This is a genomic window from Bacillus sp. JZ105 (assembly GCF_053903125.1).
The window spans coordinates 3,270,592-3,286,511 of sequence record NZ_CP096387.1; the positions used below are offsets into that span (position 1 = coordinate 3,270,592).

12 protein-coding genes are annotated in these 15,920 nt (G+C 37.2%); 2 read left to right on the plus strand and 10 right to left on the minus strand.

Features of this window, described 5'->3' with window-relative positions; genetic code table 11:
* Positions 1–3 precede the first annotated feature (3 nt).
* Together M1D81_RS16890 and M1D81_RS16895 are read right to left on the minus strand one after the other, a co-directional pair.
* Entirely contained in the window at positions 4–2,112 is a 2,109-nt protein-coding gene (locus tag M1D81_RS16890; protein WP_456266276.1) for a SpoIID/LytB domain-containing protein, read from the minus strand.
* A gap of 24 nt (positions 2,113–2,136) precedes the next feature.
* Positions 2,137–2,460, minus strand: coding sequence for a LytA (locus M1D81_RS16895; RefSeq protein ID WP_456266275.1), 324 nt, complete (start codon positions 2,458–2,460; stop codon positions 2,137–2,139).
* 182 nt (positions 2,461–2,642) lie between these two features.
* Between M1D81_RS16895 and tagU the strand changes: the two genes are divergently transcribed.
* Positions 2,643–3,566: a polyisoprenyl-teichoic acid--peptidoglycan teichoic acid transferase TagU gene (gene tagU, locus M1D81_RS16900; protein WP_456266274.1), complete on the plus strand. Its 924-nt coding sequence runs from the start codon at positions 2,643–2,645 to the stop codon at positions 3,564–3,566.
* 233 nt (positions 3,567–3,799) lie between these two features.
* Here the strand turns inward: tagU and M1D81_RS16905 are convergent, their stop codons facing one another.
* The 5 genes from M1D81_RS16905 to wecB form a co-directional block, all read right to left on the minus strand.
* A complete protein-coding gene (locus M1D81_RS16905) occupies positions 3,800–5,632 on the minus strand; it encodes a CDP-glycerol glycerophosphotransferase family protein (RefSeq protein WP_456266273.1) in 1,833 nt (610 codons plus the stop codon).
* Entirely contained in the window at positions 5,622–6,836 is a 1,215-nt protein-coding gene (locus M1D81_RS16910) for a CDP-glycerol glycerophosphotransferase family protein (protein ID WP_456266272.1), read from the minus strand. The genes M1D81_RS16905 and M1D81_RS16910 overlap by 11 nt, the downstream gene beginning before the upstream one ends.
* The gene (locus M1D81_RS16915; protein WP_456266271.1) at positions 6,803–7,828 is read right to left on the minus strand and encodes a ribitol-5-phosphate dehydrogenase; all 1,026 of its coding nucleotides are present in this window, start codon (positions 7,826–7,828) and stop codon (positions 6,803–6,805) included. Before M1D81_RS16915 ends, M1D81_RS16910 begins: the two co-directional genes overlap by 34 nt.
* Positions 7,821–8,537, minus strand: coding sequence for an IspD/TarI family cytidylyltransferase (locus M1D81_RS16920; RefSeq protein ID WP_456266270.1), 717 nt, complete (start codon positions 8,535–8,537; stop codon positions 7,821–7,823). The genes M1D81_RS16915 and M1D81_RS16920 overlap by 8 nt, the downstream gene beginning before the upstream one ends.
* Positions 8,538–8,739: 202 nt before the next feature.
* Entirely contained in the window at positions 8,740–9,873 is a 1,134-nt protein-coding gene (gene wecB / locus M1D81_RS16925; protein ID WP_456266269.1) for a non-hydrolyzing UDP-N-acetylglucosamine 2-epimerase, read from the minus strand.
* A 268-nt stretch (positions 9,874–10,141) separates the two neighbouring features.
* Between wecB and galU the strand changes: the two genes are divergently transcribed.
* Positions 10,142–11,023 (plus strand): UTP--glucose-1-phosphate uridylyltransferase GalU, encoded by an 882-nt coding sequence (galU, locus tag M1D81_RS16930; RefSeq protein ID WP_284363748.1) that lies wholly within the window; start codon positions 10,142–10,144, stop codon positions 11,021–11,023.
* A 26-nt stretch (positions 11,024–11,049) separates the two neighbouring features.
* Here galU and tagH read toward each other — a convergent pair whose 3' ends face one another.
* From tagH to M1D81_RS16945, 3 genes are all read right to left on the minus strand, one after another.
* Entirely contained in the window at positions 11,050–12,651 is a 1,602-nt protein-coding gene (gene tagH / locus M1D81_RS16935; protein ID WP_456266268.1) for a teichoic acids export ABC transporter ATP-binding subunit TagH, read from the minus strand.
* Between the two features lie 19 nt (positions 12,652–12,670).
* Positions 12,671–13,498, minus strand: coding sequence for an ABC transporter permease (locus tag M1D81_RS16940; RefSeq protein WP_456266267.1), 828 nt, complete (start codon positions 13,496–13,498; stop codon positions 12,671–12,673).
* A 147-nt stretch (positions 13,499–13,645) separates the two neighbouring features.
* The gene (locus tag M1D81_RS16945; protein ID WP_456266266.1) at positions 13,646–15,910 is read right to left on the minus strand and encodes a CDP-glycerol glycerophosphotransferase family protein; all 2,265 of its coding nucleotides are present in this window, start codon (positions 15,908–15,910) and stop codon (positions 13,646–13,648) included.
* Positions 15,911–15,920 lie beyond the last annotated feature (10 nt).

Sequence of the window (15,920 nt, forward strand, 5' to 3'; positions counted from 1 at the left end):
CTGTTAATAATTTGTTAGTTTTGTACCAGGATAGTAGAACGAAAGTATGGAAGAATATGAGTTTCCAGATTCAGCTCTCGCTTTGGCTCCGTATTGGCTCATACCAATGCCGTGGCCATACCCTTTTCCTGAAATCGTGAAGTCGTTTGTATTGTTTTTGACTGACGCAAACGTGCTTTTCACCTTTGTTGCGCCCATGACTGATCGAAACTCGGTCATCTTCATACTTGCCGTTGTGCTTTTGTTTACCGAATATGTGCCTGTTTTGTTTTTCAGATGGTATGTCAGTTTGATCGATACCGTCTTCGCACGCTGGCCTTTTGTTTTCCCTGAGAACGTCAGGTTTGAGATCGATGCGATTTTCATATCAGATGCAGCAGTTTCTTTGTTTTTGAGCAGCCATGATTTCAGGCCGGCAAGGTCAGCTGCATTTGTCTCTTTTGCTTTAGACCACTCAGATGCTGCTGTGCTAGCAGTCAATGTCGTGCTCAGTTGTTTCTTAGAGAGTTTCAGTGTCCATGGATTGACTGGATCTTTTGGATCCTTTTTGGCCACTAAGTATGGCAGTGCATTTCCCCATACTTCTTCACTTGCCTCTGTATAACCGCCATTGCTAGAGTAATAGGTTGCTGAAATAAGCTGATTGTTGTATTTCAGAACCTTTCCTTTTGTGGCATCGACAGCTTTTGTCGAATTTGTGTACCAGTTATATCCTCCATATACTTGGAAGGCTGTTGTATCAGGGACAACTTTTCCAATACTTTTCACTGAATACGTTCTAGCGGCAACCGCCTGTGCTTTTAGCGCTTCAACATGCCAGCTTGCAGGCATTTCATTTGGCACTACGCCTTTTAGATAGTCTTCAAATGGAATATTTTCGAGGGTCGGCCTAATATACCCTGATTCAATTGCAAAATTTACGCTGCCTAAATACGGCTTTCCTGCAATTTGAAGGACATTCTTCGTTGAATATTTCTCAGGAACAACTCTTACTGTGCTATACGTCTTTATGCCTTTTAATGAAATTTTTCCGTTAGAAATATTCAATTGGTAAGGTGTGTTTGTTCGTAGATAAAATTCATTAGCTAATCCCTTTAGAACCTTCTCTGTGACAGCACCTGTTCCACCAGCTATATGAAATGAATATGTACCTTTTTCTTTAAGCAGCTTTTTTACAGGTGTTGTTACATCATCCTTTTTAATGAGAACCATAGGACTGTTATTCTTTGCGGCTAATAACGAGAGCGAAATTGCATCTGAAAAGGAAGAGCCCCTTGCTAAGTATATATTTTTTGCTTCCATATTTAATTTTTTAACAATATTTACAGCAACATCATATCGGGTCAATCCATCAATACGTGTAACATTGGATGTTTTTTTAATTTGATTTTCCACACTTTTACTTACTGCATTCTCCCCACCAATTATCATTACTTTTTTAGGAAGTGAATAATTAGGCAGCTTAGATTTCGGTGTAAGTAAGATTGGATAACCATTCCTTGCAGCATAAGGCGCAATAGCTGCTCCATCTGCAAAAACTCGTCCAGTTACCATAATTGCTTGACTATATGTACCCATTTCCTTAGCAATATTTTTGGATACATCATATCGGGTAGCACCGCTAATTCTCTTGATTTTTCCATATTTCTTTAAGGCTTTTTCTGTCTGTATTGATATAACAGAATTTCCACCAATAATTAATATATTATCAGGATTCATTTTCTTTATTTGCGCTTCTGTCGCCTTAGTTAAAACTGATTTTTCTGTATAAAGAATTGGTGCATTTAATTTATAAGCTAACGGAGCTGCTGAGATAGCATCTGAAAATGCATCTTTATTTACAACAACAATTGTGGCAGGTCTCTTCCAACTATTTGATGCAATCAGATTAGCAGTATCGTATAGTGTCTTACCAGCATAACGCTGCACTGTTGAGACATTGTTACCAACTACTTTATAAGCCCCAGAAGTGGATACACTTAAACTTTTTTGATTGCCTACGTAATTTGATAATTTAACTGAAATCACAGAATTTGACGCAAATATTTGCGTTGGTTGGAGAGTGACTGTCAACATAAATAGTACAATAATTGATAAAATGTTTTTCTTCAATTTTGTTCATCCCGCCCATCTTTTTTACTTCTGTTTTTCAATCTTCTGGATTTCCTTTTGACCATTGTCATTAATAAAGTAAGAGATTTCTACTGTGTCTCCTGGTTTAAATTCATTTAACACATCTTTAAAATTATCCGTAAATTCATAGCTCAAGGTTGTATTCACTTTTTTCACTTCGACTGTATGTGCATCAGCCATTCCAATAAATTCAGCTTTCTCTTCCAGTACCTGAGGAGTTGAACTGCTTGTCTTGTTTTCTCCTGAGGACTGCTCAGCCGTTCCACATGCTGTGAGCACGATACCTAGTAGCAGTATTAAGAACGGTAAAACGACGATTTTCTTCATTTTTTTCACCTCATGTCTTTGTATCGTCTTATAAGTTATTATTTTAAGGTAAAATTAAGGTTTTTTGAAACCTTTTTTTTGTTACAACGTCTATATCTAGGTTCAGAGTAAAAAAATAACTTGTTTATCAAGATTCGTAAACCTATAATCATGGAAGAATCATAGAAAAGGTGAGGGACATTATGAGAGCTGAAAGAAAAAGAAAGAAGAAAAAGGTTCTTTGGATTGTTTTATCGATTATTGGCTTATTCGTATTAGCAACTGGCGGATACGCATATCATCTTTGGAACACAGCAACATCGACCGTCGCAGGCATTCAGGAGAATTTAAAGAAGTCAGATAAGCGTAACAAAGATGTCGATTTAAGTAAGAAAGACCCGATTTCTATTTTAGTCATGGGTGTCGATGAACGAAAAAATGACAGTGGCCGTGCAGATACATTAATATACATGACAGTAAATCCGAAAACGAAAACAACCGAGATGGTGAGCATCCCGCGTGATACGTATACGAAGATTGTCGGAAAAGGCACTATGGATAAAATCAACCACTCCTATGCATTCGGCGGTACACAAATGGCAGCAGATACTGTAGAGGAGCTGCTTGATGTACCTGTTGATTACTTCGTTAAAGTCAATATGGAAAGCTTCAAGGATATTGTTGATACACTTGGCGGTATTACAGTAAATAGCACGTTTGCATTTAGTTATGACGGCCACTCATTTGGTACAGGAGAAATTAACCTGAATGGTGATCAAGCCCTTGCCTACACAAGAATGAGAAAGCAAGATCCAAAGGGTGACTTCGGACGTCAGCAGAGACAGCGCCAGGTCATTGAAGGCATCATTGCAAAAGGCGCCAACATTTCATCTATAACGAAATTCGGTGATATGTTCAAAGTCGTGGAAAACAATATGAAGACAAATATGTCATTTGACGATATGTGGACGATGATGAATGATTATCGTGATGCAAGACAGCATGTAAAACAGCACGAGCTGAAAGGATCAGGCACACGTATCAATAACATTTATTACTATCAGCTTGATGACAGCAGTCTTGCGAATGTGAAGAAGGAATTGAAGGAAAGTTTGGAAGCCTCTTAATAAAAAGACACCTTTCAGGAAGAAAGGTGTCACAGATTGTTGACAAAGGGCTAAAATGATCTTTATTTTAGCCCTTTGTCTTCTTTTCAGCGTGATAGAAAACCTTTGCAGTCTAGGAAGGGCGAGCACCGGAGCGGAGCGAATTTGACATTCGTAAGTACCGGCGCGCAGACCTGACAGCAAATGCGAGGGTTTGTCTACATGCTGACAACTTTCATGAAGAAAGGTGTTTTTTACTTAATTTCTTTTTCATCATCTTCACTTTGCTCTAATAAGATGGCATCCACTACTCTTTTACTCGAAAGACCATCCAAATCATCAAAGAAGTACTGTACAAACGAATCTAATTTTTCAAATTCGTATTGATTATTTTTAACAATTGACACCAACTCATTACATGTTTTAGCAAGTGGTCCCGGAATAAAGGAGAAATACTCATAATAAAAATCACGAGTCCGAATATACTCATCCACATCAAAGCTAAAGAAGATCATTGGTTTTTTCAAAAGTGCAAATTCGAAACAAACAGATGAATAGTCAGTTACAAGAACGTCTGCAATTAAAAGCAGCTCATTAATCTCTCTAAAATCAGAAAAATCGTAGAAAAATTCACTATATTGATAAGGAATATTTATTTGATTCTTAACAAATGGATGTATCTTGAACAAAAAGATATATTCATCATTCAGCTCTTGATAGAGCTGATCATAATTTAATACTTCAAACGGATAATGCGCGGACTGCTGACCATTCCCTCTAAATGTCGGAGCAAATAAAATCACTTTTTTCCCTCTTAAAAAAGGATATTCTTCGTACAATCTTGATCTAACTTCTTCTTTTTTTAATTCATCGAAAAAAAAGTCTGTTCTAGGTATTCCTGTGGAAATGACATTTTCGATATCTACACCAAAACCTTCCGCATAATGCTTGCGGATATGGCCAGAACTGACAATGACCTTTGTATAATTCTTATGATTTTTGGATGTTGGTGACGGTCCGCCTGGCCGACCTATACGGCTGTAACCAAATGTCTTAAATGCACCCACTGCATGCCACAGCTGGACAAGATCTGCATTTTTACGAATTTTCAATGGGTAGATGATAGGATAGAAATCATCAATTAAAATATGCCGACTTGTAGCAAAGTGATAGGCCATTCGTATATATTCCGCAAAACTTTTTTTCGTATTAATGCTTTCTTTTAAGAAAAAATGAAAATCAAATGTTTCTTCTCTATTTAAAAGCTCTTGATAGACATATTCAAAATTCCCTGATAAGTCAGTACGACTATCTGATGCGAAAGTAATTTTGTTTTGTTTTACTGGCAGGAAACAAAATAGTTGATATAAGATTTGAAACATAACACGTTTCATTTTACGTATGATTCGATTTTCATTTTTCATAGTAGTTTCTATTGCACCTTGGTCAATTTCTTGGAGTTTATGTGATGATACTTGTGCAGTTTTTTCCTCTTCATCATATTTGACGATGAAATTATATTTCACTCTTTTCTTGGCTGAAAAATGTTCCATTTTCGTTGCATAAATATCCTGCTTCAGGAATTTGTTTATATTACCCAACTTGTGAGTCTCATGGTATTTGATATTATTTTCATCTAGTACTTCTAATTCTATATATAAATGAAAGTTCCCTTGCGGTAATGGTTTTCCACCATTAACCTTTGAAAAGTTTATTTCCTGGTAAAAACCAGCCCATTCATATTGTTCAGAAAGCCCTAGTTGTTGTCTTTTCGTTTTGTTTAATCTTTGATTTTTTAGAGGAATAGATTTTATAATAGCCCCTTTTTGAACGATCAATAACTTTCTTCTTACCGTATCTTCTCTTTGCAAGGGAATACCTTCAATGTACATATATCCCTCAATCGTTAAAAATGATTCGTTCCATTGAAACTGTGTTATTGCTCTTTCAGGAATATTTTTATTGACGATTACATCTTCTGCTTTATCGAAAAGTGAGAATAACTTTTCTTCACTCACTTCATCGTCATGGTCAAGATTTTTTTGAACACTCCTTTTCCTAAAAAATGTTCCTAGCTTAAACTTCAAAAACTCCCTCTCCTTCATTCATTGTTTCATTTATTAAGCTTAGTATTAATGAAACAACACGCTCTGTAGAATGTCCATCACAACAATTCATAAACCGCTCTGAAAATGAATGGTAATTTATTTGTTTTTTATTCAACATTAAATTCTTCAAATCATCTATGAGAGGCTCTATTTTTGTTCTTATTGGTCCTGGTGCAAACTCTGGAAAAGAATAATAAAAATCTCTCTCCTGCATATAGTTCTCTAGATCAGGACAATAGAAAAACATTGGTTTATTCAAAAGACTATATTCAAAAATGACTGAAGAATAATCTGTAATTAATACATCAGAAATAATCATTAACTCATACAAAGAAAATTTCTTAGATATATTTATATCTCCAAAAAAACTTTTCCGCATATAAGGGTGCACATTAATTAGGAATTCATAATGCTCCTGGCTTAAATGTTTAAAAAGTGTTTCTTGATTCAATAGAAATTGCTCGCCATACTGCCTATTTACTCCCCCTCTATAAGTTGGAGCATATAGTACTTTTACTTTATTCTTCAATTCAGGATATTCCTTGTCAAACCTCTTTTTTACTTCATTTATGTGTTCTTCAGAATAGAAGAAATCAGTTCTTGGAACACCTGTTGCTAGTATTTTCTCTTTGGGCATATTGAATGCTTCAGCAAAGGGTTCAATTGCTTCTTCTGAGCTCACAATTGCATAATCATAATTTGAATGAACAGGCACTACTTTTAAATATTCTGATGAAGGTCCTCCCTGTTTGTCTTTAATACTGTGCCCAAATTTTTTAAATGCACCACAGGCGTGCCAAATTTGAACTACCTTTGTTTCCGGCCGCTTTTTTATTAAATAAAGAGGATAATAGTAATCATCTAATAAGAGCACCTTACAAGTAGCAATGTGATAAAGAGATTTTAACAAATAAATGATATAGAAAATTTTTCCTAGAAAGCCGCTTTCCGATTTTCTAAATAAGAGAATAATCTTCAAACGGGATTGACTTCTTAATTCATCATAAACATTTTTGAAATTATCGTTTATTTCATTATCTCTATAGGAAGCAATCACGATTTTTTGCTGACTGACTTGAAACAATTTAGAAAATATCTTATAGACTATTTGGAAAAAATTTTTTACCATTTTTGTCATATGCATTGTTGTTAGATTTCCCATTTCATTATTGTTTTTCCCCAAGAAGACGTCAGATCTTCTTCAAATGCCTTTCCGATGTCCTCTATACTCCTCACAGTATGGACTGTGCCAATCAATGTCTCCAAATAATCTGTAATCTCAGGAAATTCATTTAGTAGATTTACTGTATTAGCAAAATCTTTGCTACCGCTTCTACTGCTTCCAATGAGAATAATTCCTTTCTCTAGAACCATTCTTGTGGAAATCTTCACAGGATATTCTGAGACACCTAATAATGCTACAGAAGCCTCTGGTTGAGTGAAATCAATGATTTGTTCAATCGCACTTTCACTGCCACGTCCACCGACGCATTCAAATGCATGATCAACGCGAACTTCTTTTGGAATGTCATTAATTTGGTAAACTTCATCAACAAAAGAGAAATGCTCTAGTTTATATTGGTTCTTTCCAAAAACATATACTTTACAAGAAGGATAACGTTTCTTTAGTATTAAGGAGGTGATAAACCCTAAATTACCGTCACCCCAAACCCCAAAAACATCTCGCTTTTGGTGAGCCACTCTTTCAAATCTACTCATCGCATGAACTGCAATTGTGATCAATTCAATGAAGGCGGCAACATGAAGATTCATTTTTTCCGGCAGCGCTACAAGTCGATCAGGATTCATGAACATATAATCCTGCATGAAACCGTCAAAACCACTTGATCTAAAATAACTTGAGCGCAAGTAGTTCTCTGCAATAAATCCACTTTCTTCATTTGGTATATTTGGTACCATCACTACATGAGTTCCGACTTTGAAGGTTCCTGTAGGGTCATACATTACTCTCCCTACCCCCTCATGAATCAGCGCCATTGGAAGCTTTTTATCCATTGCTTCCTTACCTCTTGTTCCTGTAAAATAACGCTGATCTGCAGCACATATTGATAGATGAGTTGGTCTAACAACGACTTGACCAGAACTAAACTCTTTGTCCTTATAAGTCACTTCAAATTGTCTAGCAGAAACCAATCGATATGTTTGATTAATCATTTTTTATGTTCTCCTGTAAAATAGCGTTTGCCACTTTTAAATCATATGGTGTCGTTACTTTTATATTAAATACCTCGCCACGAACTAAACTCACTTTCTGCCCTGCTAAAATACAAATTTTACAAGCGTCAGATAGTACTTCTTTCTGTTCTTCTGTCAACTCGCTGTAAAGCCTTTTTAAGAGTGATATCTTAAAACTTTGAGGTGTTTGTCCTTGATACATAACATCACGTACTGGAATATCAGTGATATTTTTTCCATCTTCTGAAGTCACAATAGTATCTATAGCAGGTATAACAGTATCGACAGCATCATGTTCTAGAACGGCATTTATATTTTCTTCAATAATTCTATGGGTTAAAAATGGTCTTACTGAATCATGTGTCACAATGACATCGTCATCATTTAGCCCATACTCTTTTTCAATAAAACGAACTCCACTCATAATTGATTCGTTTCGATCGATTCCACCCTCTATTACTACTAGTCTATCATCAGCATGTATGTATTTTTCTAGTAAATTCTTCGTATGGTTAATCCATTCTTTAGGAGTTACAATGATAATTTTTTCAAAACGATCATTTAATAGGAATTTTTCAACAGTGTGAATAATGATAGGGCGATTATTTAACGGCAAGAACTGTTTTGGCATATTTACATTACCCATTCTAGAGCCTTTCCCACCAGCTAATATTTCTGCATAAATCATACTTAATACCCCTCTCAATCATGTCAAATAAAAAAAATGGCAACATTTCAATATGAACGGACTGTAAATTATATTACAAAAAAACCATTCATATCTTAATATATGCCATTATAATACCACATTTTTAAAATTTTTTAATTATTGATTTAGAAAATGTAACACTTGTCGAAAATTGTCCTCTAGCTGATAGGGCTATCAGTTTTTAGAATGAAAGTGGCTTGACGTCCGTTAAGCCATATTGGTAAAGAAGCATCTCAACAATTCGTTTTGATGCTTGTCCATCACCATATGGATTAGACGCCTTCGACATGTTGTCGTACTCTTTCTGATCGACTAACAGCTGTTTTGCCATGTTGTAAATGGTCTCTTCATCTGTACCCGCAAGCTTAAGCGTACCAGCTTTCACACCTTCAGGGCGTTCTGTTGTATCGCGCAGAACTAGTACTGGCTTTCCTAGAGAAGGCGCCTCCTCTTGGACACCGCCAGAATCCGTTAATATAAAGTATGATGATGCAGCGAAGTTATGAAAATCAACGACTTCAAGCGGCTCAATTAAGTGCACACGATCAAGATCACTGAATTCTGTCTGAGCCGCATCACGAACAGCCGGGTTTAAATGTACAGGATATACAACCTGAACATCTTCAAACTCTTCTACAATACGTCTAATCGCTCTAAACATGTTTTTCATCGGCTGGCCGAGATTCTCCCTGCGATGAGCCGTTAACAAAATCATTTTATCTGTGCCTATTTTCTCTAAAATAGGGTGTTGATACTGCTCTGTAACTGTTGTTTGCAATGCATCAATTGCTGTATTACCTGTTACAAAAATAGATTCTGTTTTTTTATTTTCTACTAAAAGATTCTGCTTGGCCTCATGTGTAGGCGCAAAATGAATATCGGCAATACTTCCTGTCATTTGACGGTTTAATTCTTCTGGAAACGGTGAGTACTTATTATGTGTTCTTAAACCTGCTTCAACATGACCGACTGAAATTTGGTGGTAGAATGCGGCCAAGCTTCCTGCAAAGGTTGTTGTGGTGTCTCCATGAACAAGGACAATGTCAGGTTTTTCCTCTTGAAATAGTTGATCTAGTTTCAAGAGTGCATTTGATGTGATTTCAGATAATGTCTGGCGTTCCTTCATGATATTTAAATCATGATCCGGTTGAATGTTAAAGGCTTTCAACACTTGATCAAGCATTTCCCGATGCTGTGCAGTCACAGTGACTGAGGATTTGATTTGCGGATGTTTTTTCAACTCTAGGACAAGGGGTGCCATTTTAATCGCTTCAGGCCTCGTCCCGAATACAGTCATTACATGTAATGGTTTCAATAGTCGATGCCTCTTTCCTTCTCATTTATCATAAGTGTATTATACAAAAGAATAGGAACGAATCCTAATCATTCTATTTTCAATTTTTACATCGCCTTTACTCTTTTCAACATAAAAATTTACACAAACTCTTTAAAATAGATATTGAATCAGATCATGCATTATCGTAAATCATTTGTCATTTCTATCATTTGTAAGTTACACTTTATGAAAGATGAAAAATGAAGCCAAATCATTTTTTCTATATGTAAGGAAGGTGCAAAGTTCATTGAAAAAAGTACGTAAAGCCATTATACCAGCTGCAGGTCTCGGAACACGTTTCCTCCCTGCAACAAAAGCAATGCCTAAAGAAATGCTCCCAATCGTTGATAAACCAACCATTCAATATATTATTGAAGAAGCTGTTGAATCAGGAATCGAAGACATTATTATCGTCACTGGAAAAGGGAAAAGAGCAATTGAAGATCATTTTGATTTTGCTCCAGAGTTAGAGCGCAATCTTGAGGAAAAGGGAAAGAGCGAGCTTTTAGAAAAAGTGAGAAAATCCTCTAACATTGCTGACATTCATTACATACGTCAAAAAGAGCCGAAAGGACTCGGACACGCCGTTTGGTGCGCACGCAACTTTATCGGTGATGAGCCTTTTGCTGTTTTATTAGGTGATGACATTGTGCAAGCCGAAACACCTGGGCTACGCCAGCTGATGGATGAATACGAAAAAACCCTTTCATCTGTCATCGGTGTTCAGCAAGTAGCAGACAGCGATACACATCGCTACGGGATCATCGACCCTCTTACACAAGAAGGCCGCCGCTACCAAGTCAAAAACTTTGTTGAAAAGCCGCCGCAAGGAACAGCACCATCGAACCTAGCCATCTTAGGGCGCTATATTTTCACGCCAGAGATCTTTATGTACCTCGATCAGCAAGAGATTGGTGCAGGCGGAGAAATACAGCTGACAGATGCCATTCAAAAGCTGAATGACATCCAGCGCGTATTTGCCTATGATTTCGAAGGGAAACGATACGATGTCGGCGAGAAGCAAGGCTTCATTGAAACGACGCTTGAGTTTGCTCTTCAGGATGAAGAATTGAAAAAGAAGCTCATTCCATTTATGAAACAGCTTCTCGAAAAAGAAGAAGCGAATTAAAAAAGCTGCCGGCATCGGCAGCTTTTTTATTTAATGACTGAAATAGTCAGTGTATGCTGTTCATTATCAATGACAAACAGGTTGTTTTCGCCCTTCACTGCGAATTTTGTTCGTTTCTTATTCATCCAGACATTTTGTTCTGTCAACCCAAGTGTGGAAGGAGAGATTGGCATAATGTCGCGAAACACAATGGTGTTTGCCTGACCCTTTTGAATGACATAGTCGGTTTTCTCTGTGGTCAAACGCTCAATCGTATCTCCTTGATCATTTTTCAATGAACTCAGCGTTTGCATTCTTTGTTTCAGCACAGATTCTTCTTTTCCAAGGAAAGACAGTAAATACTCATACGAACCTGCCGATGCAGGTGATACATAGGAATTAAACTGTCCTGATCCAATCGATAATGACTTTAAATCCTCTGCATTTTGAAGCGCAGCAGGTTTAACAAAATACGTTTCTGACGCTGTTTTAATTTGAACGGTTTGTTTATTTTCAGCCACAGCCTGTACTTCTTGTCCAAATGGCAAAGTGACATCAGCCTTTTTTTTCATGGCTTGGTCTTTGTAAACATTGAGTGGATCAGCGGTGACAATCACCTGTTGATCCACCTTTTTCATATCAGGCGATCCTTTGGTCTCTGGGTTCTTCGACTGAGACGCTTCTGTCTTATCTGATGGGATTGCACCAAATGTCGCCAGTGTACGAAGCGGGCGATCTGAAAACATCGATAAGGCTAGCAATATCGTTAAGACCGCTAAAACTGTCACTTGAAATGCGGGTCCGAACAATGAGCGGCGTTTTCCGTTCTCTTGAAAGCGAGACACCTTTTCTGTCTTTTGTACGCCTTTTCTGCCTTCCTTCTGTTCCATTTGGTATTTTTGTTTCTCTTTCTTAGAAAGCTTGTTAAACCAGTCAACAAACTCCTTATATTCCTTCACGACCTTTTCCGTATCATCAAACATACGAAGCTCACCATAATGCATCCAAGCCACCCTGTCACAGATTTTTTGGATTTGGCTAATGGAATGACTGACAAAAAAGATCGTCTTTCCTTGTTCCTTGAATTCTGTAATGCGGTCTACACATTTTTGATAGAAGGTTTGGTCTCCAACAGACAGTGCTTCATCAATAATCAGGATATCTGGATCGATATGCGCTGAAATGGCAAAGCCAAGACGTGATTTCATTCCGCTTGAATAGCTCTTAACCGGCTGGTCAATAAAGTCGCCAATATCCGCAAACTCTACGATTTTTTCATAAAGCTCGTCTATTTCTTTATTCGTCAGCCCCATCATTAAGCACTTTAAGCGAATGTTGTCTTTTCCGCTTAACTGGTTGTTCAGCCCTGCCGCAATGGCAATTAACGAAGGCTGGCCATCCATATCAATTTCACCACTTGTCGGTGGAATGATTTTCGCTAGAAGGTTCGACATTGTCGATTTTCCAGATCCGTTAATTCCTACAAAACCAATCGTCTCGCCTTCATATACATCAAAGGACACATTACGAACAGCAAAAAAACCTTTTTCATTTTTATTAGGTAAAAACAGTCCTTTGATCTTATCCGACTGTTTTTTATATAGGACGTATTGCTTGGATACGTTTCGAAACGAAACTTTTAGTTTCATCGTATAATCTCCTTACTTTTTAAAGAAAATCGACAAATTTATCCCTAAATTTCATATGAAGCAATGAACCGACTGTTAAAAGAAGAAGCGTGATCAGCCAAAAATAAAGTGTGTATTTGACATCATGGAAGAACCATTCTCCCTTTAACAAACTATTTCTAAAACCATCAATAATGTAGAAAAGAGGATTCAGTCTTAAAATATCTCCAATCCACGCCTTATCCCCAGTAAGTTTCTCTGAAATATTCCAAAAAATCGGCAGCAAAAAGAAAAGTAATCGTGTCACGGATTGTAAAAGAAATTGATAGTCTCTCACGAGTACGCTAATCGTGGAATTAAACAAACTAAACGAAAACATAAACGCGATCATACAAATAAAATAGTATATATATTGCAGCCAATGCGCGTCAGGGTAGATGCCATAGGAAATCAGCACAATCAAATAGACCCCCATCATGACAAAGTAGCTGAACAAGTTGGACATAATCACCACAGACGGCAGCGCACTAATCGGAAAATTCATTTTCGATACCATATTAATGCGTTTAAACACACTGTTTGATCCATCAAGAATGGTCGGACTAATGAAAAACCACGGGATTAATCCGGCAAGCATCCAGATGATAAATGGAATCTCCACGCCGCCAATGACAATTGGCTGTCCTCCGCGAATGCCCATACCAAAAACAAACCAGTAAGCCAGCATTTGAATCAATGGATTTAAAAACTGCCATAAAACACCTAAATAATTCATCTGATATTTTGATTTTGTTTCATAAACAGCAAGTCGCATAATCAGCGGAAATGAGCGGATTTGCTCCTTTAGTATCGTCAACATTGCGTTCATTGTTATCTTCCTTAGATATAAGTTTTGGAATTACTTTTTTAAAAAGCACCGTTCATAATTGTAACAGATGTTGAGGAATATTTCACTTTATATCATGATAAAAGGCTTACAAGCCATCAGCTGTAAGCCTTTATCCTGTTATTTTATTTATTCAAACACTACTTCAACAACCCGCTTCGAAGATTCTCCAGTCTCTAAGTAACAGAATTTTTCATAAAACGGCGCAAATGATTCTGGAAGTGTAAAGTCTGGCTGTTCTGTTTCTCTCACCCAGTCAATGACACTTTCTGTCTCTTTCACAAGTGGTCCAGGTGCTTCTTGTTCAAAGTCGAAGTAGAAGCCTCTAAGCTTGTCACGATATGTTTCAATGTCTGGCACATAGAACAGCATTGGACGTTTGAGGTTTGCATAATCAAAGAACACAGATGAGTAATCTGTGATGAGCAGGTCAGAAATCATATAAAGGTCTCTAATGTCTTCGTAATGAGAGAAGTCATAGGCAAAGCCTTTATACGGCCCTAAATCAAAGTTTTCAGCAACTAGATAGTGCATACGCAGAATGATGATATATTCATCTCCAATTGCAGCTCTGAGCTCATGCAGATCAAGGTCTAAATCAAATTTGTACTGCCCTTTTTTATAAAATTGATCGTCTCTCCATGTCGGTGCGTATAAGATCAATTTTTTATCCAGCGGCAAGTTCATTTTTTGTTTCAGTGCTCTCATCGTTTCTTCATTGTTTTGATTGTGAAGGAAGTCATTTCTCGGATATCCTGACTCAATCATGGTCTTTTGGAATTGGAACGCACGTGTAAAGATTTCAGTCGAGTAGGCATTAGGAGAAATGAGATAATCCCAATTCGATGCTTCTTTTGTGAAATTCTTTTTATATTTCTTCGTGTTTGTTCCAGGCATATGCACCTCGTCCATGTCCATTGCCAGCCGTTTTAACGGCGTACCGTGCCAAGTCTGCAAGTATGTTGTGTGATCTGGCTTTGGAACCCATAGCGGCAAACGGCTGTTTACGACCCAATACTCGGCTCTTGCCATCGCAAAGATCCATTTTAATGACAGACGATTGATATAGTAGATGCCTTTTTCCTTAAACGGTGCTTCATGACCCTTTTTAACGCTCCAGATCAGCGTATATTCAGGGTGATGTTCTTTCATATACTCATAAATCCCACGCGGGTTACAACTGAATTGTTTTCCGTTAAAACTTTCAAAAACAACCGTTTTCTTTTTCACAGACAGCTTACTCGCCAGCTTAAAAGTCGTTTTAAACGTTCTTGTCACAAGGCGGTTACGGACTTTTTTGATTTTACTGATCTTCTTTTTAAATTTCTTCCACTTGCTTTTGACGTAATACTTGGCACGTGTTTTCATTGTGTAATCATTAATACGGATGCCAAGCGTTTGTCTTTTTTTCTTTCGGTACACTTCATATCGAATCGGTACATCGTTTCGTTTATGAATTTGAACAAGTCCTTTAAGTTTGTTCGAGCGGTCTCCAAGCACTAAAGAAGTGGTTGTTAATGTTTCTTCTACTCCGTTTACATCGCAGATAAATTCAAGATAGAAGCGATATACAAAGCGTTTGTTTAATGAATAGGTCAATTCCTCTAAAGGGACTTCTGCTAAAAATTGATAAAGCTGTGGTACATGTTGATCATCACGGTATTCGATCACTTCTTCTTTTATAGGGGTGATATTGACCGGAAAGCGATGTTCAATTGGTTCTTCACCATTTTTCTTCAATAGAAGCTTTGCTTCTTTGATCTCATACGGATGTTCTGCACTTAGTACACCTGCATACCCGGATAAAGATAACATACACCCTTTGTTGAGTTCGATATGATTGAATTTCACAACCTTTAGCTCACGCTTAATTTTCAAAGAAGCATTCCCTTTGTCTGTACGGTATGGAATGATACACAGCATGGCGTCTTTATTTTCTAAAAAAGTCAGCTCAGGCTTTTCTATTTCCATTTTTAAACGTTGTTTATAGGTTGACGTTTTCTCTTCAGATTCAATATCTGTATTGATATCCGCTTCTTTTACTTCTTCTTCCTCTTCTTCGGAATCAGAATCATAAGCTGAGTCCTCAAGCTCGTCCTCATCCTCTTCTTTGTTTGTGCTCAAATAGTCCGTGACATACAAGTTATATGTCTGGCCTTGCTCTAACGCAAGCGGCAGCGATGCTTCATCCAATACCAATTTGAATAGATTCTCTTCTTGATGAACAAGCGGAAGGAAAAGTTCTTGTTTCGAAACTCTCTCCCTCATAAACAAATAAAATTCTCTATCTGTTAATGGCATGTCATCGTTGATGCGAATCAGCATTTCTAGTTTCTCATGGTGATTTTTTAACCCTTCAACGACACTCTTCTTATGAATTCCCTCTTCAATCATTAATCGTTAA

Excerpts from the sequence above, each read along its gene's own strand:
- M1D81_RS16895 (WP_456266275.1), bottom strand. The coding sequence starts at position 2,460 with ATGAAGAAAATCGTCGTTTTACCGTTCTTAATACTGCTACTAGGTATC.
- tagU (WP_456266274.1), top strand. The coding sequence starts at position 2,643 with ATGAGAGCTGAAAGAAAAAGAAAGAAGAAAAAGGTTCTTTGGATTGTT.
- M1D81_RS16915 (WP_456266271.1), bottom strand. The coding sequence starts at position 7,828 with ATGATTAATCAAACATATCGATTGGTTTCTGCTAGACAATTTGAAGTG.
- M1D81_RS16920 (WP_456266270.1), bottom strand. The coding sequence starts at position 8,537 with ATGATTTATGCAGAAATATTAGCTGGTGGGAAAGGCTCTAGAATGGGT.
- tagH (WP_456266268.1), bottom strand. The coding sequence starts at position 12,651 with ATGAAACTAAAAGTTTCGTTTCGAAACGTATCCAAGCAATACGTCCTA.
- M1D81_RS16940 (WP_456266267.1), bottom strand. The coding sequence starts at position 13,498 with ATGAACGCAATGTTGACGATACTAAAGGAGCAAATCCGCTCATTTCCG.
- M1D81_RS16945 (WP_456266266.1), bottom strand. The coding sequence starts at position 15,910 with ATGATTGAAGAGGGAATTCATAAGAAGAGTGTCGTTGAAGGGTTAAAA.